The organism is Bifidobacterium sp. UTCIF-1 (genome assembly GCF_006408915.1).
In the GTDB taxonomy this organism is placed as follows: Bacteria; Actinomycetota; Actinomycetes; order Actinomycetales; family Bifidobacteriaceae; genus Bifidobacterium; species Bifidobacterium reuteri.
Window position 1 is genome coordinate 15,915 of sequence record NZ_JFAG01000020.1, and the last position, 22,066, is coordinate 37,980.

The following is a 22,066-nucleotide window of genomic DNA, read 5'->3' on the forward strand; positions in this document are numbered from 1 at the left end:
ACGGGACAGCACCGTGAAGCAAACAGCGAAGCTGTTTGTAGGCAACGTGCGAGCCGACATGCGAGCCAGCAGGATGCCGCGCGCAGCGCGTCCGTGATTGCAGGACCGTTGCCGTGAAGCAGACAGGCAGGCGGTATTACGAGTTCCCTCCGGTGGTTTCTCCGGACGGCGTGCCGTTTCCATTGCCGCTATTGCTTCCGGTATTGCCACCGGAGTCGCTGGAACCGCTGTTTCCGTTTCCGTTGCTATTGCCACTGTTGCCGCCACTGTCCCCGTTACCGCCGTTACCGCCATCGCCTCCGTCACCGTTTCCGGAACCGTTGTCCCCGTTACCGCCGTTACCGCCGCTGGGCGGGCCCGGATAGTTCGGGCATTCAGTGGAGTAGCTCGCGTTGTTGAGGCACTGCTGCGCGAACTCCTGTGTGGAGGACTGACCGGAAGTGGAGCCGGAGGAGGAATCGGAGTTAGATCTGCCGTTCTGCGTGCCGGACTGGCCGTTCGTGGACGAGGACTTCGAGCCGCCGAGGCCCCATGTGCCGTCCGGGCCGCCGACCTTGCCGGAATCCTTGGCGGTGGTGAACTGCTCCACGGCGGTGCCGGCCAACGCCTGCGACATGTACTCGGTGAACAGGTGCGCCGGATAGCCGGTGGACGTCACGCCATAGCCGCCGAACGCGGGCACCACCTGCGGGTTGCCGTCGGCATCCGGGTTCCAGATAGCCCACACGTTCATCAGGCTTGGCGTATACCCCACGAACGAGGCTGCCAGCTCGTCGTTGGCGGTACCGGACTTGCCGGCTACCTGCCGTCCACCGAGCGCCGAGGACACACCCGCTGCAGTACCGGACGTGGTCGTGCCCTGCATGGCCTTCTGCACCAGGGCGCAGTCGTTCGCGTCGAACACCTTCTTGTTCTCGTTCGGCGCGTTATAGAGGTCCTTGCCCTTGGAATCCTGCACCTTGGCCACCATGTGCAGCGTGTTCTTCACGCCGTTGTTGGCGATGGTCGAATGCCCCTGCGCCAGATCCCACACCGTCAGCGCATTGATGCCCAGCACGTTGTACGGCGATGTCTCGTCGATGTCGCCGGTGATGCCGGCCTCATGCGCGATTTTGGCCGTGCGCTGCGGCGTCAGATGCTCGTTGACGTTCATGAACACCGTGTTCACCGAGTTGGCCGTGGCCTGATACAGATTGATGTTGCCCCAGTTTATGTTCAGCGCGTTGTTCACCTCGGCGGTGATGCCGGAGAAATGCTGGTGCGAGTTGCCGTTGAACATTGTGTTGAAGCTCACGCCCTCCTGCGCGGCACCGAGCAGGGCGAACGGCTTCATCGTGGAGCCCGGCTCGAACAAGGCCTGATCCGCGTTGTTCAGCGGCTTGCTGAGGTAATCGGAGCCGGCATACACGGAAACCACCGCGCCGGTCTTCTGCTCCACGGCGATGCCGCCGACCTGAATGGATTCCGGCATGCCGTCCGCACGCGTGTCGCCCACCGACTGCATGAGATCCTGCTTGGCCTTGTCGATGGTGGTGACGATCTTGTATCCGCCGGTGGCCAGATCCTCTTTGGTGAAGGCCTTGGAGCCGACCAGTTCGCGCTGCACCATGTCCAGCAGATAGCCGTTCGGACCCTGGTATTCGTTCTGCTGAGCCACCTCCGCGGTCTGCGGGAATGTGGCCTCCTTGTGCTGCTTGGCGGTGATGTAGCCGTCTTCCTCCATGATGCTCAGCACGCGATTGAAGCGCTGCTGGGCGATTTTAGGGCTGTCCGCCGGATCCCAGGTGGAGGGGGCGGGAATGATGCCGGCGATCATCGCGGCCTCGGGCAGCGTCAGGTCTTTGGCGTCCTTGTTGAAGTACGCCTTGGCGGCGGCCTGGATGCCGTAGGCATTGCGGCCCAGGTAAATCGTGTTCATGTAATTGCACAGCACCTCGTCCTTCGACTCGGTCTGCGCGATCTTGAGGGCCAGAATCGCCTCGCGCGCCTTGCCGACGTACGTGGTGGTTTCGCCCAGATAGTAGCGTTCCGCGTACTGCTGGGTGATGGTCGAGCCGCCTTGGCGTGTGCCTGTGGTCACGTTGTTGAGGAACGCGCGGGCGATGCCTTTGAGGTCGATGCCCTTGTCGGTGTAGAACGTGCGGTTCTCGGACGCCACGATGGCGTTGCCGATGTAGTCCGGCAGGTCGGTGCAGGAGATGATCTCGCGATTCTGCTCGGCGTACGAGCCGATCGGCGTGGTGCCGTCCGCGTAATACACGGTGGTCTTTTCCGCCAGCGCGAACTTCTCCGGCTGCGGTACTTCGGTGGTGATGTACAGGTATGCGAACACGCCGATGCCGGCGAGCAGACCAACGCCGATCAGTCCGAAGAAGATGCCGAGCACCCATTTGAGTACGCGATGCTTGCCTTTGCCGCCGTTGTTGTTCTTGTGATTGCGGCTGCGATGCGTGGCGTGCGCGGTACGTGCGGTACGCGCTGAGCCTGTGCGGCTGGCGTGGCTGGCTTGGCTTGCTCGGTGGCTGCTGCTGCGGCGGGTTCCGGTGCCGTCGGCGCGACTGCCGCTGCGGCCTGATCCTGTACGGTATGCGCCTTCCTGAGCGGCTTGTCCGGACTTGCTGTGTGCGGTGCGCGGCTGGCGAAGGGCGGGCCCATCGCTGCCGGCACGTGCGCGACGTTGATAAGAAGCCATGCATGCCACCGTAATTGCCGGTGCTGAAAAGTGCGCTGAGAATGGGCGATTTTGGCTCTGGGGGAATAGTATTTGCGCCGAATTCTTACAAACCCGGCCGGTTTCGCCGTGGCGTCCCTTGGCGATACCCCATATGTATACCGAACTTGACGTAGTCCACCCGTATCCATACACTGTACAAAGCCTCCACGCGGCGCTATGTCACCCAACTCCCCCAGGGCAGGAATGCAGCAAGGGTAAGTGGCCTCTGACGGGTGCGTGGGGGTTTTCTTGTATTTCCCTGTGCGATTTCCCGTACGTCTTTTCCCTGTGCACTATGTGCGGATTTGGCTCTGAGGATTGACGCGACGCGCTGGTGTCCGAGGCGCGGCCGTACAGTCTTGGATATGAATGACGCACAGCATCCAGTGATTCGCGATCCGCACGCGCCTACGAACATGGTCGATTCCGCGCCGGCAGACGCACGCGGGGCGGGTGGCGCGAGGCCTGAGTTTCGATGGCAGCCGGTAACGCCGGACGCCGGTTCCACTGATTCGTCGACACTCCCCGGCGCTGGCCGGGACGCCTCCAACGATGACGATACCGATGCCGTCGACCGTGGTCTCGCCCTGCTCGATCCGCTGACCGTCCGCCCGCGCATATCCAGCCGCGTGCTGTGCGCGGTGTTCGGTGTGCTGCTCGCCGCCGCCGCGTTCGGCATCTGGTGGGTATGCGTCCACACCGAAAACGGGCAGTCGTATGACGAAATCGTATGGGTCAATCTGCCGACCAGCCTGCCGGCATGGGCGTCGGGGCCGATGAATCTCGTGGCGCAGTCGTGGCTGGTGGTCACGGTCAGCTGCGTGCTGGGCGGGCTTGGTCTGGTTGCGGCGCTGGTCCGCCGGCGCTGGTGGCTGGTCGGGCAGATGGTCGTGTTCGCCGGCGTCTGCCTGGCCGCGACCCAGCTCAAAGCGCTGCTGCCGCGCCCGTTCATCATCCAGACCGCATCACCGGTGGCCAATTCGGCGCCGTCCGGACATACGATGCTCGCGGTGGCTGGCGCGGTGCTGCTGCTCATCGCCGTGCCGCGTGCGCTGCGTGCGCTCGCGGCAGTGGTCGGCGGCACATGGTCGGTATTGGTCGGTGTCTCGGTGATGGTAGGGCAGTGGCACCGCACGTCGGATGTGTTGATGTCGATACTGTTGGTGACCGGATTCGCGCTGGTGATACTGGCGTGCACGCGCACGTCCGGCATGGACGATCCCGGCCGGCGCGTCTCCTCGGTGAGCGTGCAGATTGTCGGCAGCGTGCTGATCACCGGTGGACTGCTGCTGATGCTGTACAGCGCATACGCGATCTGGCAGGTGGTGCCCGGCCTGAACGTCAGCGCCATGTGGGCCGTGCGAGGCTCCATCGTCTCCGCCGTGATTGGTGTTGTCGGAGTAACCGCGCTCGCGTTCGGACTGCTGCTGGCGCTTCGTCATATCACGGCGGCGCCGTTGAGCCGACTGGGACTGATCGGTGCGCCGCCCGCGCCGCCGGCACAGTCCGCGCGGACATCGCCGGCGGCGTAGTCTGCGCTGTCTGCGTAGTCCGCGCGGCAGTGAACAGGGCGCGAACAAGTCGCGAACAGGCCGTCACCCGGCCGCCAATTTGGCAGTTCGATACCATTCGTGAGTATTATGACGCCAAGAAACACCGTGCGTTTCAGGAAACAATAAGGAGAAGGAATGGCTACCAAGCTTGTGATTGTGGAGTCCCCGACCAAGGCCCACAAGATCGGTGACTACCTGGGCAAGGGGTACACCGTCATGGCGTCGGTGGGCCATATCCGCGATCTTGCCCAGCCCAGCCAGGTGCCGGCTGCGGACAAGGCCAAGTTCGGCAAGTTCGGCGTGGACGTGAACGACGGCTTCAAGCCGTACTACATCGTTGACGGCGACAAGAAGCGCACGGTCAGCGAACTCAAATCCGCGCTCAAGAACGCCGACGAGCTCTACCTCGCCACTGATGAGGATCGCGAGGGCGAGGCCATCGCATGGCACTTGGTGCAGACGCTGAAGCCCAAGGTGCCGGTCAAGCGCATGGTGTTCCACGAGATCACCAAGAACGCCATCAACGCGTCGCTCGCCAAGACCCGCGACGTGGACGGGCATATGGTGGACGCGCAGGAGACCCGCCGTATCCTCGACCGCTTGTATGGCTACGAGCTTTCCCCGGTGCTGTGGCGCAAGGTCGGTCCGGGCCTGTCGGCGGGCCGCGTGCAGTCCGTGGCGACCCGCCTTATCGTGGAGCGCGAACGTGAGCGCATGGCCTTCAAGCGCGCGCCCTACTGGGATATCGTGGCCACGCTCGCCGCGCCGGACGCGCAGGGCGAGACCGCAGAGTTCTGCGCCCGCATGATCTCCCTCGGCGGCAAGCGTCTCGCTGGTTCCAAGGACTTCGGCGCGGACGGCCAGCTCACGCCGGACGGCTTTGCAGCCAACGTGCGCCAGCTGGACGAGGCTTCGGCCTCCGCTGTGGCCGAGACACTGAAAACCGCCGATTTCACGGTGATGTCCATGGAGACCAAGCCGTACCGCCGTCGCCCGCAGCCGCCGTTCACCACGTCCACGCTGCAGCAGACCGCTGGCAATCGCCTCGGCATGGGCGCCCGCGCGGTGATGCGCGCCGCCCAGAGCCTGTACGAGAACGGCTACATCACGTACATGCGTACCGATTCGGTGACGCTGTCGCAGGAGGCCATCGCCGCCGCCCGCAACGCCGTGAGCTATCACTTCGGCGACCGGTTCCTCTCGTCCGAGCCTAAGCAGTACGCCACCAAGACCGCAGGCGCGCAGGAGGCCCACGAGTGCATCCGCCCGGCGGGCTCGCGCTTCCATGCCCCGGACGAGCTGGCGTCCAAACTGCCGGTCGACCAGCTGCGCCTGTACACGCTGATCTGGCAGCGTACGCTCGCCTGTCAGATGGCTGACGCCACCGGTTCCACCGCCACCGTGCGCCTCTCCGCGCCGGCTGGCCCGACCGAAGGCGAGGCGGTATTCCAGGCGTCCGGCACAGTCATCGAATTCCCCGGCTTCATGAAGGCCACAGGGGAGGGGCGCAAGCCGAAGACTGCCGCTGCGGGGGGCGGTGCTTCCGCCGCTGAGGGGACTTCAGAGGCAGCAGCCAAGGCCAAGGGCGACGCCTCCGAATCGAATACCTCGCTGCCTCCGATGGAGGTCGGCCAGCGGGTGGACGCCACCGACGTGCAGCCGGACGGCCATGAGACCCAGCCTCCGGCCCGATACACCGAGGCCACGCTGGTCAAGACGCTGGAGGCCAAGGAAATCGGCCGCCCGTCCACCTACGCCAGCATCATCTCCACCATCATGGATCGCGGCTACGTCTACGAGCGTGGCCGTGCGCTGATTCCCAGCTGGCTGGCCTTCTCCGTGGTCAAGCTGCTCGAGCAGAACTTCCCGAAGCTGGTGGACTACCAGTTCACCGCCGATATGGAAAACGGCCTGGATCGCATCGCCCACGGCGAGGAGACCGGGCGCGACTGGCTCACCCGGTTCTACTTCGGTTCCGGCGAGGGCGCGGCCCGCAACGCCGACGAAGCCCATGAGGGACTGCAGCAGCAGGTGGCGCAGCTCGGCGAGATCGACGCGCGCGCCATCAACACCATCGACATCGGCGACGGAATGCACGTGCGCATCGGCCGCTACGGCCCGTATCTGGAAGACATGGAGCATTTGGACGCCGAAGGCAATCCCAAGCGCGCATCCCTCCCCGATACCATCGCACCGGACGAGCTCACCGTGGACGTGGCCCGTGACCTCATCGACAATCATTCCGGCGGCCCGCGCGAGCTGGGCACCGACCCGGCGACCGGCGGCACAGTCGAGGTGCGCAATGGCCGTTTCGGGCCGTATGTGGCGCTGATTCCGCCGGCTGCAGCCGAGGGCAGCGCCGATTCGGCTGCTGAAGCTGCCGGCGCATCAGCCAAGAAGGGCTCCAAGAAGGCCGCGGCTGCTGCGGCTCCGCGCCCCAAGATGGCGTCGCTGTTCAAGACCATGAGCCCTGAATCGCTTTCGCTTGAGGATGCGTTGCGCCTGCTGAGCCTGCCGCGCGAAGTCGGCAAGTATGAGGAGACCAACGCCGAAACCGGCGAAGTCTCCGAATACACGGTGGCCGCCAACAATGGCCGCTACGGCCCGTATCTGACCAGGACCGGTGCGGACGGCAAGTCCGAGACCCGTTCGCTGGGGTCCGAAGACGAGATCTTCACCGTTGACCTGAACAAGGCCAAGGAGCTGTTCGCCCAGCCGAAGTACGGCCGCGGGCGTGGTCGCGGTGCCGCCAAGCCGCCGCTGCGCGAGCTTGGCACCGATCCGGCCACCGGCAAGAACGTGACCATCAAGGACGGTCGTTTCGGTGCCTACATCACCGACGGCGAGACGAACCGCACGGTGCCGCGCCAGTACACGCCCGAGACCATCAACCCGGATGACGCATTCCGTCTGCTCGCTGAGAAGCGTGCGGCCGGCCCGTCCACGCGGGGCCGTGGCGGACGCGGCGGCCGTGGTCGTGCGGCCGGTGCGGCGAGCGGCAAGACGAACGGCAAGGCAGGTTCCGCCTCGCAGACCGCGCCCAAGATGAGCGCCGTCGAGGCCAAGCGCGCCGAACGTCGCGCCGAGGTCAAGAAGCTCGCCGGCAAGGGATGGGCCAACACGCGCATCGCCGAGAAGCTGGGTTCGACTGCCGCCACCGTGAAGGCCGACGTTGACTGGCTCACCGCAAACGAGGGCTTCGTCCGCCCGCCGGTCGTCGCCGCCAAGCCGTCCAAATCCAAAAAACAGTAACCCGACCGCGCGCCCCCAGCGGTCCGCGTCACATATTCGTTGCATATATTCTGGCCCCCCTTGTCAGGGGAGCACCGTAAAGCAAACAGCGGTGGTATGTGGCCCCCTCTGATGAGGGGGCTGTCAGCGCAGCTGACTGGGGGAGAGAAAAGCTGAGTCCCTCAATTATTTACTAAACAGACCACTAATTTTGCACTGATATGCCCCGTCGATAGCCTTTGCGTCGCCTGTTGACGGGTCATTGTGATTGCGTGAGGGGTCGTTTTGTCTATTGCTGGCGATCATCTCGCTTACGAGGGGCTGATTTCCGCTTTTTGGGAGGTCTATCTGCGTTACGAGGGGCTGTCCGATGGTCTACAACACCACGGAAACCGCTTCCCTCCAACGTCATTTCGTCATTTTGAGGCAACGTCTACTCGAGAGGCAGCCCCTCGTAAGGCCGATAGACATTCCCCAACGTCCAAATCAGCCCCTCGTAAGCGAATAGCCGCCGAATGGTGGGCAACTCGGTGCCTAACGCTAAGGTCGATAGGTATGAGCGGTCTGTTTGTTTCGTTTGAGGGTGTTGACGGCGTGGGCAAAACCACGCAGGTCGAGCGGCTGCGTGCATATCTCGAGTCGCAGGGCCGCACGGTGGTGGTCACGCGCGAACCGGGCGGCACGGCTTTGGGGTCTGCGATCCGCGGGCTGTTGCTGCATGGCGTGCCGGCTGCGGCTGGCGCTGATGACGCTGCCGCCGATGCTGACGCTGCCGTTGCTGCCGCCCATCCCGCTGACATCGCCCCGCGCGCGGAGGCGCTGCTGTTCGCCGCCGACCGCGCCCAGCACGTGGCCGAAACGATTCGCCCGGCATTGGAGCGCGGCGAAGTGGTGATCACCGATCGTTACCTGGATTCCTCGCTGGCCTATCAGGCGGGTGGACGTGAGCTGACCGCAGCCGAAATCAAGGGCCTGAGCCTGTGGGCCACCAATAACCTGTTGCCGGCTCGTACCTATCTGCTGGACATGGACCCGGCGCTGTCCCACAATCGCCTCCAGCATGCCGAAGACCGCATGGAATCCGCAGGTGGTGACTTCCAGAACCGTACCCGTCAGGCGTTCCTCGATTTGGCGGCGGCCGAACCGGACCGATTCCGCGTGATTGACGCCAGCCAGTCCATCGAACAGGTGTGGGCTGCGATTGAAGCGGATATCGATGCGCTGCTCAAGGAGACGGTCCGATGAGCGTGTGGGATTCGTTGGTCGGGCAGAAGCCCGTGGCGGACATGCTGGCCCGCATCGCCCAAGGCGACCCGACGCAGCTTACCCAATCGTGGCTGATCTGCGGGCCTCCCGGCTCCGGCCGCTCCAACATGGCCCGCGCGTTCGCGGCCGCACTGGAAAGCCCCGATCACGGCATGAACGCCGAGCCGACGCGCGTCACCCAGCAGGTGCTCGCCGGCACGCACCCGGACGTCACTGTGCTGACCACCAATAAGGTGACCATCGGCATCGACCAGGTGCGCGACCTCATCGCCACGTCCGAGCAGATGCCCGCCACCGCGCCGTGGCGGATCATCATCATCGAAGACGTCGACCGTATGCTCGAACGCACCACCAACGTGTTGCTCAAGGAGATCGAGGAGCCGGCGGAACGCTGTATCTGGCTGCTGTGTGCGCCCAGCGCGCAGGATGTGCTGCCCACTATCCGCTCGCGGTGTCGCGTGGTGAACCTCGCCGTGCCGTCGACCGCCGCCGTGGCGGATTTCCTGGTGGCCGAAACCGGCGTGGAGCCGAAGACCGCCCAGCGAGCGGCTCGGCTGTCGGAAGGGCATATCGGCATCGCGCGCCTGTACGCCACCAACGAGCGGGTGATGACCGACCGTGACGAGCTCGTCGTCGGCGTGCTGAACCTCGCCCGCGCTTCGGACGCGGTACTGCTCGCTGGCAACCTCATCGACAATGCCAAGGGCCAGGCCGAGGCGGACGCGAATGATTGGGCCGACAAACAGGAGGCGGAGTTTCGCCGCGTCAACGGGTTGGCGGAGGAGGAGCGCATCCCCCCGAAGCTGCGCGGCGCGTTCAATCAGGTGGCCAAGAAGGACGACGTCAAGCGCTTCGCCACCCGTCGCACGCGCGACGTGCTCGACCGCGCGCTCAACTCGGTGGCCTCCATCTACCGTGATGTGGCTGTGCTGCAGAACAACGCCGAGGATTCCGTGGGGCTCATCAACCTCGAGAACCGTACCGCGATTACCGAATTGTCCGTGCGATTGAACCGCGCCGGGGCCGTGGCCCGCCTCGACGAGGTGGCCCGCGCCCGCAAGCGCTTGGCCGGCAACGGCAATCCGCTGCTCACGTTCGAAGCCCTCTTCTGCGCCTTGATTCCGTAGTATCCTGCGTGAATATATGAGGCTCCCCTTGTCAGGGGAGCTGGCCCGCGAAGCGGGACTGAGGGGTAGTGAATTAATCAACGAACTTCGGACGCGGACCACTGGATCGCCATGCTGAGTCCACTCCTGGTTGTGTCCTGTCCATATCCGGGTGCTTCGTCCATTTGCCGAAACGGTTTTGACTACGGGGGGGGGTAACGTTTTGGCACAGGAGCGTAATCGTTGTGATTACGCACTGGTGAAGGGAAACCTATGAAGAAGATGGGCAAAGTTGTTGCCGTCCTCGCTGGTTTGAGCATGATGCTCACCGGTGTGGGCACGGCGTATGCCGACGATGCCGCCGGTGATGCTTCTGTCGTGAAGTCGCAGGCCTCGCAGTCTCAGACCGCCACGGCCGATGCTCAGGCTGCTCAGTCCCAGTCTGATGCCGCCAAGGCCCAGACTCAGGCTCAGTCTGATGCGAAGGCCGACCAGAACGCCAAGGAATCGGCGAAGACCCCAGCTCCGGCCGCTGCAGACCAGAAGCAGGCCGCACCGAAGGCTCAAGCCAAGGCCGCTGCCGCGGATGGTGCGCAGATTTCCAAGGTTGTGGCACCGGCCACCGCTTTGAAGTACGGCGCGAGATACACGCATGCGGATGAGTCCGCCGCATTCAAGGTCACGCTGACCGGTCTGACCCCGGGCAAGGCATATGGCGTGATGTCCAGCATGAACTATAACGGCGATTTGCCTGCAATCGGCCAGACCACCGGGGCATACGATTACAACTCTTCGGTGTTCACTGCCTCGGCATCGACCCAGACGATTGATGTGTTCTACCGTGGCTTTTACAAGCCGTCGTCGACCGTGCAGTTTGCGCTTGTCGCGGGCGACAAGGTCAATGTCGACGATTGGGGCGACAAGTCCGTGAACGGTACTGTCGTAGACACTTCTGATGACGTGCAGGTGAAGGTCCTTGACCTTGTTGATGGGAATTTGGTGACGTTGGACAGCCAGTCCGTGGAGGACGTTGGCGAGCATACGGTCGGTCTCAAGGCCCACTACACTATTGATCCGAAGATCGCCGGTAGCGTCACCAAGATCTGCTATTCCACCACCGTTACTCGCGTGTTCACAGTGAACGGCACATTCGATCCTTCTATCTGGGCTACCCCTGGTATTCGCAGTGCTTGGGATTGCGTTACTGGCGCGATTTCCGATGAAGACCCTGAGATCGCCAACATTTTCACAGTCAACAATCTGATTGCGTCGGTGACGGGTGCTAATAGTCAGACTGCCATGGGCCAGTGGTTCAACCATGGATACATTCTGACCGCCGAGGAGGGCAAGCCCATTCCGGCTTCCGGTGAGATCACGAACGTGGTTCCCGGTCTGCTCGCCGGCACCAAGTACGGCAACTGGGGTTATTCTTCTTCAGACGACTTTATGGGCGAAACTGATGTAATTTATACCGTCGCCGAGTCCCAAACCACTCAACCTGATCCTGCCTCATTGATGTACTCGGGTATCGTGCTGACATTCGATGATGGATCTATGTTGGTACCTGACATCGGTGGCCCAGGGGTGCAGCCCAACGCGTTGAAGACTGTAGAAGATTTCACCACCAAGCCCGCCACGAACGGCCCGGTCGCTTCCGCCGACCTCACCGATGCCAACAAGAACGGTGTCGAGGGCGCCGACGGCAACAAGGCGAACGCCGGTTCCGTGTACCGCCTGTACATCGACAGCCTGAAGGAATCCGCCACCTGCAAGGCGCTGGTGGAGAAGGGCTCCTACTGCTACTGGACCGGCTACATCTACTCCACTCCGAAGCAGCTTGCTTCTCCTGACGGCAAGTCGTCCGCGGTTCGCGTGGACAAGGATGGTAAGGCTTACGTCGAGTTCAACATCCCCGCTGACACCGTGAACGGCGACCACAAGATTGCTCTGTATGACAACGACGGCAAGCTGCTCGGCTGGACGCCGGTGACCGTGGCCGAGGGCCAGGAGCCGACTCCGCAGCCGGAGAAGCCGTCTGCTGAGGATGTGTATGCTCTGCAGTCTGCGATTAAGACCGCGGAGTCGAAGAAGCAGGCTGACTACACGGCGGCTTCTTGGTCCACGTTTGCTGCTGCTTTGAAGGCTGCTCAGGATGTGGCTGCGAAGTCCGATGCCACGAAGGCTGAGGTGACTGCCGCGACCGCGAAGCTGGCTGAGGCTTCCAAGAACCTGGTCAAGGCCGGTTCCACCACCCCGACCAAGCCGGACAAGCCGACTAAGCCGACCACTCCGAACAAGCCGGACAAGGACAACGACAAGAACCAGCAGAAGCTGCCCATCACCGGTAGCAGCGTTCTGGTGATTGCGTTCGTCGCCATCGCTCTGGTGGCCGCGGGCGTGAGCGTGGTGGTGTACCGCCGCCGCAACGCCTGAGCGAGCGGTTCGATGACCTGCGCCGCCCGGTGAGATATTGACCGGCGTATGTCACGCGATTCGCCGGTTCCTGTGAGGGCCTCTTCCCTGTGAAGAGGCCCTCTTTCGCTATCCATGTCTGTGCAACGGGAAGCGGGCCCTATGAGCGTGCGGACGTTGCCCAAGCCAGGCACACGTATGCGGCGCCGGCCTGTGCTACTGATGCCAAGGCCAGTCGGCTGGACTCGTTGGTTGCCAGCATACGTTTGCTGCGGTCTTGCGAGCCTATATCTCACCAAACGTACACTGAGAGCTGCTCAGTGTACGTTTGGTGAGGTAAGGCCGGCTCAAGCCTCACCAAACGTACGCTAGTGCTTCGCTGCTAATCGGCGATCGGTTCTTCGGTAACATGCCCCGCGATACACTGGAGCGTATGAAGATTTCCGCTGATTTCAAGGTCGTGCCCGACGACTTCGCCAAAGCCGCCGCACCTGAATACCGGGTAAGCGGCATCCCCGTCATCTCCTTCCCGTTCTATGTGGACGAGGTGAATCCGGACGCCCGCTATCTGCACTGGACGTTCACCGATCCCGATTCGATTCCGGTTTGCGGCTTCGAATGGATTCATTGGACGGTGGCGAACCTGCCCATCGACGCGCTGATGTTCGACTTCAATGATGCGCATGCGCTCGCTATCCCGCCGGACTTCTCCCGTCAGTTGCCGGCGATGATTCCCGAGGCGGTGCAGGGCCGCAATTCCTCCGCCTCCAAGTTCGTGGGGCGCGAGAGCGATCCGGCCGTGACCATGCGGTACAACGGCCCGCAGCCGCCGGACAAGGACCACGACTACTACCTGCACGTCTGGGCCACCAAGGAACCGCTGCCCGGACTCAATCAGGGATTCTGGATGAACGAACTGCTGCACAAGCTGCGCGAATGCGGCGAGACCCCCGACCAGGGTGCCATGTTCGTCACCGGCAAGGCGTGACACCGGTTGTGGGCAACCGCCCACGGTGTAGTGGCAATCCCACGGTGTAGGGAAGTTCCCACGGTGTAGGGAAACTCCCATGATGTAGTCAGCGAAAACGTTGGTATTCCGCCATTGTTCGATTTTGTTCGACCGCATCGTGGGGCTTTCCCTACATCATGGGGTGTTTGTTCACGCGAACAGTACGACGAATATGAACACAGCGAACCCAATAAACATAACGAACACATAACGAAAGGACAATGCATTCTTATGGCCTGCACCACGATTCTGGTAGGCAAGGACGCGAGCTATGACGGCTCCACCATCATCGCCCGCAACGAGGATTCCGCGAACGGCGAGTTCAATCCCAAGCGATTCATCGTCGTCAAGCCCGAAGAGCAGCCGCGCGAATACAAGTCGGTGATCGCCCACCTGACCATCGAACTGCCTGACAATCCGCTGCAATATACTGCAGTGCCGAATGCGGATCTGAAGGAAGGTATCTGGGGCGAAGCGGGCGTCAACGAAGCGAACGTAGCGATGAGCGCCACCGAAACACTGACCACCAACGAGCGCGTGCTCGGCGCCGATCCGTTCGTGGAATACGCGCCGGCCAAGGGCGACGAGCCCGAAGTGCCCGGCGGCATCGGCGAAGAGGACTTCCTGACCATCGTGCTGCCGTACATCAAGACCGCACGTGAGGGCGTGGAGCGACTCGGCTCCCTACTTGAGGAATATGGCACTTACGAGATGAATGGCGTGGCCTTCTCCGATTCCAACGAGATCTGGTGGCTGGAGACTGTCGGCGGCCATCACTGGATCGCCAAGCGTGTGCCGGACGAGGCGTACGTGACCATGCCGAACCAGCTGGGCATCGACGAATTCGACCTGGCCGACGCCCTGGGCGACCAGGAGGACCACATGTGCTCCGAAGACCTGGCCGAGTTCATCGAAACCAACCATCTCGATCTCGCGGTGGAGAACACCACCCCGTTCAACCCGCGCGACGCCTTCGGCTCCCACTCCGACTCCGACCACGTGTACAACACCCCGCGCGCCTGGTACATGCAGCGCTTCCTCAACCCGTACGACGAGGTCTGGGACGGCCCGGACGCCGACCACAACCCGGAATCCAACGACATCCCGTGGGCCCGCCAGCCTGAGCGCAAGGTGACCATCGAGGACATCAAGTACGTGCTGAGCTCCCACTATCAGGGCACGCCGTTCGACCCGTACGGCCAGCTCGGCGACGAGCGTACGCGCCACATGTACCGTCCGATCGGCATCAACCGCCAGAGCCAGCTCGCCGTGATGCAGATCCGCCCGTACCGCCCGCAGGCCTCGCGCGCGATCCAGTGGCTGGCCTACGGCTCCAACCCGTTCAACACGCTGGTGCCGTTCTTCCCGAACGTCGACACCACGCCCGCATACCTCGAAGACACCACCACCCGCGTGACCTCCGAGAACTTCTACTGGGCGAACCGCATCATCGCCGCCCTGTGCGACGGCGCCTTCCGCTCCACCGTCAACGCCATCGAGCGCTACCAGGAGAAGACCGGCGCGATGGGCCACCGTCTGGTGGCCGCCACCGACGAGCAGGTGGCGCGGCTCGGCCTGACCTCCGCCGAGGAGGCCGAGCAGTCGGCCGCCGAGGAGGAGTTCGAGGCGGACAACGTGGACGGCGACGTGCAGCCGATGACCCCGGACGAGATCATCGCCGCTGTGCGCAACCCCGAAGTGCGCGGCATCCTCGCCGCCGCCAACCAGACCATGGCCGACCAGCTCAAGACGGAAACCGAGAAGCTGCTCGACTCCGTGCTCTACACGCGCAGCATGGAGATGAAGAACGGCTTCCACATGTCCGACTTCTAGTCCGTCATCAGGCTCCCCTCTTTGAGGGGAGCTGGGCGAAATGAGAATAAGGGGAGCCGAGATGGACTGCCCCACCACAAACACAGAAAGGCGTTTATATGACCACCATCGCAGACTTCACCAGCCAGTACGGCCTGGTCAAGAAAATCGACGCATTCGGCTACCTGAAGTACCTGGCCGACAACCCGGACGCCCCGCGCAAGCACGGCAAGGTCGTGCTCGTCACCGCCGATACGCCGCTCAAGGCGTCGCGCGGTGAGGGCAAGACCACCACCACCATCGCCCTTATCGACGCGCTCAACAAGCGCGGCATCGACGCGGCCGCCGTGCTGCGCCAGCCCAGCATGGGCATCACCGCAGCCGGCTCCAAGGGCGGCGCCTCCGGTGGCGGCAAGGCATCCCTGACCCACCCGGAGCTCATCGACTGGGGCCTGTGCGGCGAGATGGGCGCCATCGAGGCGGCCCAGAACCTGCTCGTCTCCTTCGCCGAGAAGGCCGTGGACGAAGACAAGCTGGACGATATCCTCGTGCCGCGCGTCTCCGAAGTGCCGAGCCGCTCCCTGCGCTCCATCGCCGTGGATTACGGCAAGGGTGACGTGGCGGAAAAGGTTGTGCTCACCCCAACCTGCGAGCTCATGCAGATCGTGGTGCTGTCCCGCTCGATGGATGAGATTGCCGAGCGCGTGTCCAAAATGATCGCCGGCACCAAGGACGGCAAGGCCGTGACCTTCGGCGAATTCGTCGACCTGTGGCGTATCACCGGCATCCTCGCCGACGCCGTCAAGCCGGCGCTCACCGAAACCGTGAACGGCTCTCCGGTGTACGTGCACGGCGGCCCGTTCGCCAACGTGTCCATCGGCATCCCGACGCTGGTCAGCGTGGAGATGGCCTGCGCGCTGCACGACGTCGTGATTGTCGAGGCCGGCTACGGCACCGACGCGGGCGCGCAGAAGTGGCTGGACATCGCCTGCCGCGAATACGGTGCGCAGTGGCCGTCCGCCGCGGTTGTCGTGACCCGCGCCTCCACGTGGCGCGACGACCCTGATCTGGCGTGGCGCTACCCGTTCCATGTGCAGCGCCTCGAAGGCCTCGATATCCCGACCTTCCCGCTCATCAACCTGTGGGAGGGCGAGGATGACCAGATTCCGTCGCTCAAGGAGACCGCTGCGGAACTGGAATTCCGCACGCCGATCATCGGCAACCTGTTCCGTGACGGTGGCGAGGCGCTGGCCCCGCAGCTTGACGCCTTCGTGGACGTGCTTGAGAACGGCTCCATGCCGGCCGAGCCGCACTCTCACAAGGGCATGGCTCTGACCGAGAACGCCAAGTGGGTGGCGGAGCACGCTTATGGCGTGCCGGCCGAGCGTGTGCTCTACAAGCCCGGTTTCACCGATTCCGTCGCCGAAGCGATGGCCCTGTGCCAGAGCGCGGGTATCTCGCTGGACGATCTGGCGTTCGTGGCGGTCAAGTCCCCGGCCACGATGACCGACAACGACCGCGCCCCGGAAGACGAGCGTACCGTGACGTTGAAGAAGGTCGAAGTGCATGCCGGCGCCGGTCTGGTGCACGTGAACCTCACCACCAGCCTCACCACCCCGATGCCGAAGATCGTGTGATCCGTTCACTCTTCACCAAGCCCTACTAACGGAGAAAGCCCACCAAAGCGGTGGGCTTTCCGGTTTTCAGGGGTTGTGAGCGGCTTTGCCGCGAAGAAATGGTGACAACTAGAAGTTGCCGCCATTCCATCCCCAGTCGGTGGTGGCGGTGTAGCGGATGTACGTGCGGTCCTCGGGAATGCCCAGCGTGGAGTTCAGCGCGGCCATGATGGATTCGGTGAGCTTCTCCCAGGACGAGCTCGGCACGGAGCGGCCGAACACGTTGACCTCCACGTAGGCGGCGGGCTGGTCGTCCGAGCCGCCGAAGTAAATGGGCATCTCGTCCTCGAACGGGCACATCAGCCAGCCTTCGGATTTGCCGGGCACGGCGGTGATGGCCTTGCCGTATGCGGCCTTGAGCGCCTCGCGCTGCTCGGGGGTGGTCTTCACGGAGACGTGGGTATGGATGACAGGCATGATTCCTCCTTGATCGTTCGTTTCGCTTCTCCAGTGTAGCCCTGAACGCAATTGCGGAGATTATTGGCCTTTCCCTGTGATACCCGACCAACAGTCAGCCCGGTAGTGTTGAATACCCACTGTGAGAAAACTGATTGCACAGCTTATGAAGTTCGGCATTGTGGGCGTCATCGCCTTCATCATCGACTGGGGCATCCTCAATCTTCTGGTCGGCGTATTCCACATGCACAATGTGCTTGCCGCAACCATTTCCTTCATCATCTCGCTGATCTTCAACTACTTGGCGAGCATGAAGTTCGTGTTCAAGCACCGCGACGACATGGCCCGTTGGATGGAGATCGTCATCTTCGTGGCGGGCGCGGTCGTGGGCCTGTTCATGAACGATGCGATCATCTGGCTGGCGACCTACGGCATGAACCATGATGCCTATGTCTCGCAGCATGCCGAATACCTGCTGCGCACGAACGTCGGCAAACTGGTGGCCACCGCCGTGGTGATGGTCTGGAACTTCCTCATCCGCAAGTGGCTGCTCGACGACACCCATACCAATGCGATGAACCGTCTGCGCTCCGCAGAAAACAAGCTGAGCGCCGAAGAGCTTGAAGCCAAGTGGCAGAACAGCTTCTCCCACAAGCTTGGCGTCTGGTCGCTGGAGCACACGCCGAAGGGCTGGCCGAAGTAACGGACATACCTTCGGGACGTAAGCGCAGAATCCGTATTTCTGCACTTGCGTCCCACGGCCATGCGGGACGCAAGCGCGCTCAACCGATTGAGTGCACTTACGTCCCGTTTTGTATTGCGGAAAACAGTGGAATTCCGCCATTGTGAATTTGTGATGTCTGTTGGGTTGCGGGATGCAACGACACCAAGGCCTGTTCTGCACTCGCATCCCACGGGTTTCCGCCCCCGCTACACGCATGCCGCGCACCACAGCACTACACGCGCTGCGCACTACGCTCGTCGCGCGCCGCCATGCTTACGCGCCCCGCGCGAGCGCTCACACCGCCACTTCGGTCAGCGTCGGCTGCTCGGTGGAGCTCTTGATCTGCTTGAAGCCGATCAGCGCGATCGCCAGCGAACCCAGCGCAAGCACCGTCACCACCATGAAGCCGCCGTGCGAGCCCATACGGTCGATGAACTGGCCGGCGATCGCCGAGCCGGCCGAAGCGCCGATGGAGTTCATCGCACCCATCCACGCCATGCCCTCAGTCAGGCGTGACGGCGGCACGAGGTGCAGCATCAGCTGGTTGCCGTTGATCCACGTGGGGGCCTGGCAGACGCCGATGATCAGGTAGATGATCATGATCACCCACAGGTGCTTGGCGAACATGAACGTGCCGATGCCGAGGTTCACCACGGCCAGGCAGAAGTAGAAGCGCTTCCACAAGGCAATCGACCAGTTCTTCGCGCCATACACCAGCGCGCCCATCAGCGAGCTGATGGAGAAGCAGGCGAACACGAAGCCCGTGTACTGCTTCATGTTCGATTCGGTGGCGAACGCGATGATCGAGATGCCGGCGGCCGACTGGAATGCGCCCAAACCGAACCAGGTCACGCACACGGCGATCAGGCCGGGGCCCCAGATGGACGCCTTCTTGCCGGAGCGCGCATCCGCCACAGCCTTGTCGATCGCTGCCCGGATTTGCGCCTCATCGGTCACGCCGTCGCGTGTGAGACGGCGGCGCGTCTCCTCGGCCGCGGTCTCCACTCGCAGCGCCTCGGCTTTGGCGGCCTCGCGCTCGCGGTATTCCTTGCGGGTGATGCCTTCCCGGCGTGCCAACACGGTCTGTGACGGTGGCTCGGTGGTCAGTTCCGTCAGGAACATCAACGCGCCCACCACCACGCACATGCCGGTGAACGAGAACGCCAGCAGGCCGGAGATCACGGCCAGCGTGGAGGCCAGCGGGTTGCCGACCACCCACATGCATTCGTCGAGCACGCCGCACAGCGAGAGCGCGCGGTCGGTCCGTTCGCGGTCGCCCTTGAGGATTTTGGTCCAGCGGGCGCGGCTCATCGCGCCCCACGGCGGGATGGCTGCCAGGAACGGCGTCAGGCAGTACAGCACCCATTCAGGCGCGCGGTTGGTGATGGAGGTGGTCAACGCGATGGCTGCCACGATCCACACGATGATCGTCGGTATGGAGACCTGCCGCTGGCCGAACTTGTCGGTCAGCTTGCCGAGCAGCGGAGTGGAGATGGCCAGCGCAATCGCCTGGACGGCGGTGAGCATGCCGGCCAGCGAATAGTTGCCATAGTAATGCTGCACGGAGATGGTGATGGTCATGCCGATCATCGGGAACGGCATGCAGGCGATCACGCCGCCGATCGAATAACGCGCGGTGTGCGGGATGCGCAGCAGCTCGGCATACCCGCCAAAAACCTTATGTCCGACTTCCTTGATGGCGGCCGTGACGGTGTTCGCATTGGACATTACAGCACTACGCTCCTTTCCGCTCCCGATTGGATGTCCCTCGCCGCCCTTGGCGTTGGCCGGCGAAGCCCTCATCGAATGATGTGTCTGTCCTGGGTGCGCAAAGTTTGCGTGGCTTATGCCGCTATGCATATTTGCGTCAACGCTACTCTATGTGTTGGCTTGGATTGACACGCGGTAATTAAGGATTATCGGTTGGGTTTTGCCTTGGGCGATACGCCAGCGATGTCGTGCTAGACAAGAGCGCCGGCGATGCGCGGACTGTGTCTGTGCCGTGGCGAAAGCGCCGGCAATAGGATAGGGATTATGCCATTGTTGATTGGGTTGATTGGTATTGCTGATGACGCCGCGACCCTGCCCGGCAAGTTCCTGAAGGAGGCCCGCCGATGACCGCCACCACCATCCACTTCGTCCGCCACGGCAAGGTGTACAACCCCGACCACCTGCTCTACGAGCGTCTGCCCGACTTCCATCTGTCCGACGTGGGCCGTCGCATGGCCCAGGCCACGGCCGACTATCTGGCCTCCAATCCGCAGACCAATACGATTGCCGCCGTGTATTCCTCCCCGCTCGATCGCACGCGCGAGACCGCCGGCGCGATCATCGACGCGCTCAACGCCGTGCGCGGGGAGCGAGGCGAAGCTCCGCTCGAACTCACCACCGACGAGCGAGTGATCGAGGCCGGCAACGAATTCCGGGGCAAGCGGATCGGCCATGGCGAGGGCGCATTGTGGCGCAACGGCAACTGGAAGCTAGTCCTGAACCTGTACAAGCCCAGCTGGGGCGAGTCCTACCAGCACATTGCGGCGCGCATGGACGCTTTTGCTCGTGAGAAGGTAGCTCAGCACCCCGGTCAGCAGATTGTGGTGGTCAGCCACGAGTCGCCGATCTGGTCCTATCGTCATTATCTGGAGACCGGACACCCGGAGCATTGGATGTTCCTGCGGCACACCGCGCTCGCGTCCGTCACGTCCGTGACCTACGACAACGAGACCGGCCGTGTGATGTCCATCACGTATGTGGATCACGCAGCAGCCATCAACTGACGTATTTTGCCGGAGAAGCCGGGAATGCGTGAGCGAACCACTGGCATGGCGCACTACAATCGTTGGAAGAACTGGCCGGCCCGCTGAGGGGCGTGGGACTCGAGCAAAGGAGCATGACATGACCGTTGAACTGAATCGAGAGGCAATCGACCGCGTGGCGGCGCTGCCGGCGGTGCGCGAGGCCTCGGAAACCGGGGCGCGGCTTATCGCCCTGTGGCCGCTGACGAAGGCCATGCAGATGGACAACGATGCGAAATACGCCGAGAACCTGCAGGTGCGCATCACCCGTGCGTTCGCCCGCATCCTGACCGGTGCGGATGTTACTGTGCCGGACGCCGAATTCGTCTACGAGGGCGCGGACGAGATTCCGGGCCGCCCGCAGTCTATTGTCGACACGCTGCTCGCCGCCAACGATGCCTACGATACGATGCTCGACTACTCCGAAACCGGAAACGCCGCATTGGTGTTTGCCGCCGCCGAGGCGTTGGGCGTCGAATGGGATGAGTCTGTTCGTTCTGAGGTTCGCGAGGCCATCGATGCGGTCGAGCGGCATATCGAGGCCGATGCGGCTGGCGCGGGTGAAGCGGGTGCCGAGGATGCTGCGTCCGCCGGGGCCGCAGGAGATGATTCGCCCGCCTCAGACGAGGACGGTGACCGACTTGCCGGCTCGGCCGACCCTGCCGCCGTGGCCCACCGCTTCGCCACCGCGCTCGCCGTGTGCGATGCGCTGCTGGCAGTGGTGGCCGCGCATGTGCCGGGCGTTACGGTTGCGGCCGGCGCGGACAGTGCTGTTGCTGACACTGCTGCCAATACCGCCACCGTGCTCGATGACGCTACGGCCCGCCGCGTGGCCGCCCAGTCGCTGCCGATTCTGCTGTACGTCAACGAACTGCGCGAGCAGTGCGCCATCCCGCGCATCTGCCTGACCGACAGCCAGCTGCTGGAACTGGTCAAGGCCCGTGCTGCCGCCACCGATACTGCCGATACGCTGGACGCCACCGCGGCCATCATCGCGCCGCTGGCCGGCACCGAGTGGGCCAAGCACCGCGAGGATGTGCTGTGGGACCCCGCCGAGGCCAAGAAGAAGGCCAAGGAGGAGGACGAAAAGCGCAACAAGGAGGCCCTCGCCGCAAAGTTCGCGCACATCAAGGACGACCCCACCAAGGAGACCGTGGAGCTGTAGCGCTCCTACTGTGCCTGTACGCATGCTGCAGTGTTCCGCATGAATGTCCCACGGCTCTCGTCGCCCTCTGCGGCAACCGATAATCCCCAAACTGGTCACTTCCCGTGGCCAGTTTTGCAACAACTGGTCATCTCACTTTGCCGATTTTCAGTAAACTGGTCATGTAGAGTTACCAGTTTCTGTAAAACTGGTAATATGAAGTGACCAATAT

Annotated in this window: 14 protein-coding genes and 1 other RNA gene; 12 read left to right on the plus strand and 3 right to left on the minus strand. The window is 63.1% G+C overall.

The features are described 5' to 3' along the window. Positions 1 to 136 precede the first annotated feature (136 nt). Complete coding sequence (locus BW09_RS08935) at positions 137 to 2,692, minus strand: transglycosylase domain-containing protein (RefSeq protein ID WP_258185043.1); 2,556 nt, start codon at positions 2,690 to 2,692, stop codon at positions 137 to 139. A 177-nt stretch (positions 2,693 to 2,869) separates the two neighbouring features. Here BW09_RS08935 and ffs point away from each other — a divergent pair. From ffs to BW09_RS08980, 9 genes are all read left to right on the plus strand, one after another. After that, positions 2,870 to 2,966, plus strand: an RNA gene (gene ffs, locus BW09_RS08940) — signal recognition particle sRNA small type. 112 nt (positions 2,967 to 3,078) lie between these two features. Beyond that, positions 3,079 to 4,245, plus strand: a complete 1,167-nt coding sequence (locus BW09_RS08945; protein WP_140463738.1) for a phosphatase PAP2 family protein — start codon at positions 3,079 to 3,081, stop codon at positions 4,243 to 4,245. 156 nt (positions 4,246 to 4,401) lie between these two features. Further along, positions 4,402 to 7,518 (plus strand): type I DNA topoisomerase, encoded by a 3,117-nt coding sequence (gene topA, locus BW09_RS08950; RefSeq protein ID WP_140463740.1) that lies wholly within the window; start codon positions 4,402 to 4,404, stop codon positions 7,516 to 7,518. 534 nt (positions 7,519 to 8,052) lie between these two features. Then, entirely contained in the window at positions 8,053 to 8,742 is a 690-nt protein-coding gene (gene tmk / locus BW09_RS08955; RefSeq protein ID WP_140463742.1) for a dTMP kinase, read from the plus strand. After that, positions 8,739 to 9,890, plus strand: a complete 1,152-nt coding sequence (locus BW09_RS08960; protein WP_140463744.1) for a DNA polymerase III subunit delta' — start codon at positions 8,739 to 8,741, stop codon at positions 9,888 to 9,890. The genes tmk and BW09_RS08960 overlap by 4 nt, the downstream gene beginning before the upstream one ends. A 261-nt stretch (positions 9,891 to 10,151) precedes the next feature. Next, on the plus strand, positions 10,152 to 12,302 hold the full coding sequence (locus BW09_RS10960; protein WP_181161811.1) for an FIVAR domain-containing protein: 2,151 nt from the start codon (positions 10,152 to 10,154) through the stop codon (positions 12,300 to 12,302). Between the two features lie 412 nt (positions 12,303 to 12,714). After that, on the plus strand, positions 12,715 to 13,269 hold the full coding sequence (locus BW09_RS08970) for a YbhB/YbcL family Raf kinase inhibitor-like protein (RefSeq protein WP_140463746.1): 555 nt from the start codon (positions 12,715 to 12,717) through the stop codon (positions 13,267 to 13,269). Positions 13,270 to 13,521: 252 nt separating this feature from the next. Then, complete coding sequence (locus BW09_RS08975; RefSeq protein WP_140463748.1) at positions 13,522 to 15,123, plus strand: C69 family dipeptidase; 1,602 nt, start codon at positions 13,522 to 13,524, stop codon at positions 15,121 to 15,123. Between the two features lie 98 nt (positions 15,124 to 15,221). Then, entirely contained in the window at positions 15,222 to 16,739 is a 1,518-nt protein-coding gene (locus tag BW09_RS08980; protein ID WP_140463750.1) for a formate--tetrahydrofolate ligase, read from the plus strand. A gap of 108 nt (positions 16,740 to 16,847) precedes the next feature. Here the strand turns inward: BW09_RS08980 and BW09_RS08985 are convergent, their stop codons facing one another. Continuing rightward, complete coding sequence (locus BW09_RS08985; protein WP_044089787.1) at positions 16,848 to 17,195, minus strand: phenylpyruvate tautomerase MIF-related protein; 348 nt, start codon at positions 17,193 to 17,195, stop codon at positions 16,848 to 16,850. Positions 17,196 to 17,340: 145 nt separating this feature from the next. Between BW09_RS08985 and BW09_RS08990 the strand changes: the two genes are divergently transcribed. Beyond that, entirely contained in the window at positions 17,341 to 17,877 is a 537-nt protein-coding gene (locus BW09_RS08990) for a GtrA family protein (protein WP_044089788.1), read from the plus strand. A 315-nt stretch (positions 17,878 to 18,192) separates the two neighbouring features. On the opposite strand, the gene BW09_RS08995 is transcribed toward BW09_RS08990, so the two are convergent. Further along, positions 18,193 to 19,626: an MFS transporter gene (locus tag BW09_RS08995; protein WP_140463752.1), complete on the minus strand. Its 1,434-nt coding sequence runs from the start codon at positions 19,624 to 19,626 to the stop codon at positions 18,193 to 18,195. Between the two features lie 386 nt (positions 19,627 to 20,012). On the opposite strand from BW09_RS08995, the gene BW09_RS09000 reads away from it, so the two are divergent. Together BW09_RS09000 and BW09_RS09005 are read left to right on the plus strand one after the other, a co-directional pair. Next, entirely contained in the window at positions 20,013 to 20,672 is a 660-nt protein-coding gene (locus BW09_RS09000; protein WP_140463754.1) for a histidine phosphatase family protein, read from the plus strand. A gap of 118 nt (positions 20,673 to 20,790) precedes the next feature. Continuing rightward, positions 20,791 to 21,855 (plus strand): hypothetical protein, encoded by a 1,065-nt coding sequence (locus BW09_RS09005; RefSeq protein WP_140463756.1) that lies wholly within the window; start codon positions 20,791 to 20,793, stop codon positions 21,853 to 21,855. Positions 21,856 to 22,066: the final 211 nt, after the last annotated feature.

Bases quoted from the DNA above. Each gene is read 5' to 3' on its own strand.
- BW09_RS08935 (WP_258185043.1), bottom strand. From the start codon at position 2,692: ATGGCTTCTTATCAACGTCGCGCACGTGCCGGCAGCGATGGGCCCGCC.
- BW09_RS08945 (WP_140463738.1), top strand. From the start codon at position 3,079: ATGAATGACGCACAGCATCCAGTGATTCGCGATCCGCACGCGCCTACG.
- topA (WP_140463740.1), top strand. From the start codon at position 4,402: ATGGCTACCAAGCTTGTGATTGTGGAGTCCCCGACCAAGGCCCACAAG.
- tmk (WP_140463742.1), top strand. From the start codon at position 8,053: ATGAGCGGTCTGTTTGTTTCGTTTGAGGGTGTTGACGGCGTGGGCAAA.
- BW09_RS08960 (WP_140463744.1), top strand. From the start codon at position 8,739: ATGAGCGTGTGGGATTCGTTGGTCGGGCAGAAGCCCGTGGCGGACATG.
- BW09_RS10960 (WP_181161811.1), top strand. From the start codon at position 10,152: ATGGGCAAAGTTGTTGCCGTCCTCGCTGGTTTGAGCATGATGCTCACC.
- BW09_RS08970 (WP_140463746.1), top strand. From the start codon at position 12,715: ATGAAGATTTCCGCTGATTTCAAGGTCGTGCCCGACGACTTCGCCAAA.
- BW09_RS08975 (WP_140463748.1), top strand. From the start codon at position 13,522: ATGGCCTGCACCACGATTCTGGTAGGCAAGGACGCGAGCTATGACGGC.
- BW09_RS08980 (WP_140463750.1), top strand. From the start codon at position 15,222: ATGACCACCATCGCAGACTTCACCAGCCAGTACGGCCTGGTCAAGAAA.
- BW09_RS08985 (WP_044089787.1), bottom strand. From the start codon at position 17,195: ATGCCTGTCATCCATACCCACGTCTCCGTGAAGACCACCCCCGAGCAG.
- BW09_RS08990 (WP_044089788.1), top strand. From the start codon at position 17,341: ATGAAGTTCGGCATTGTGGGCGTCATCGCCTTCATCATCGACTGGGGC.
- BW09_RS08995 (WP_140463752.1), bottom strand. From the start codon at position 19,626: ATGTCCAATGCGAACACCGTCACGGCCGCCATCAAGGAAGTCGGACAT.
- BW09_RS09000 (WP_140463754.1), top strand. From the start codon at position 20,013: ATGACCGCCACCACCATCCACTTCGTCCGCCACGGCAAGGTGTACAAC.
- BW09_RS09005 (WP_140463756.1), top strand. From the start codon at position 20,791: ATGACCGTTGAACTGAATCGAGAGGCAATCGACCGCGTGGCGGCGCTG.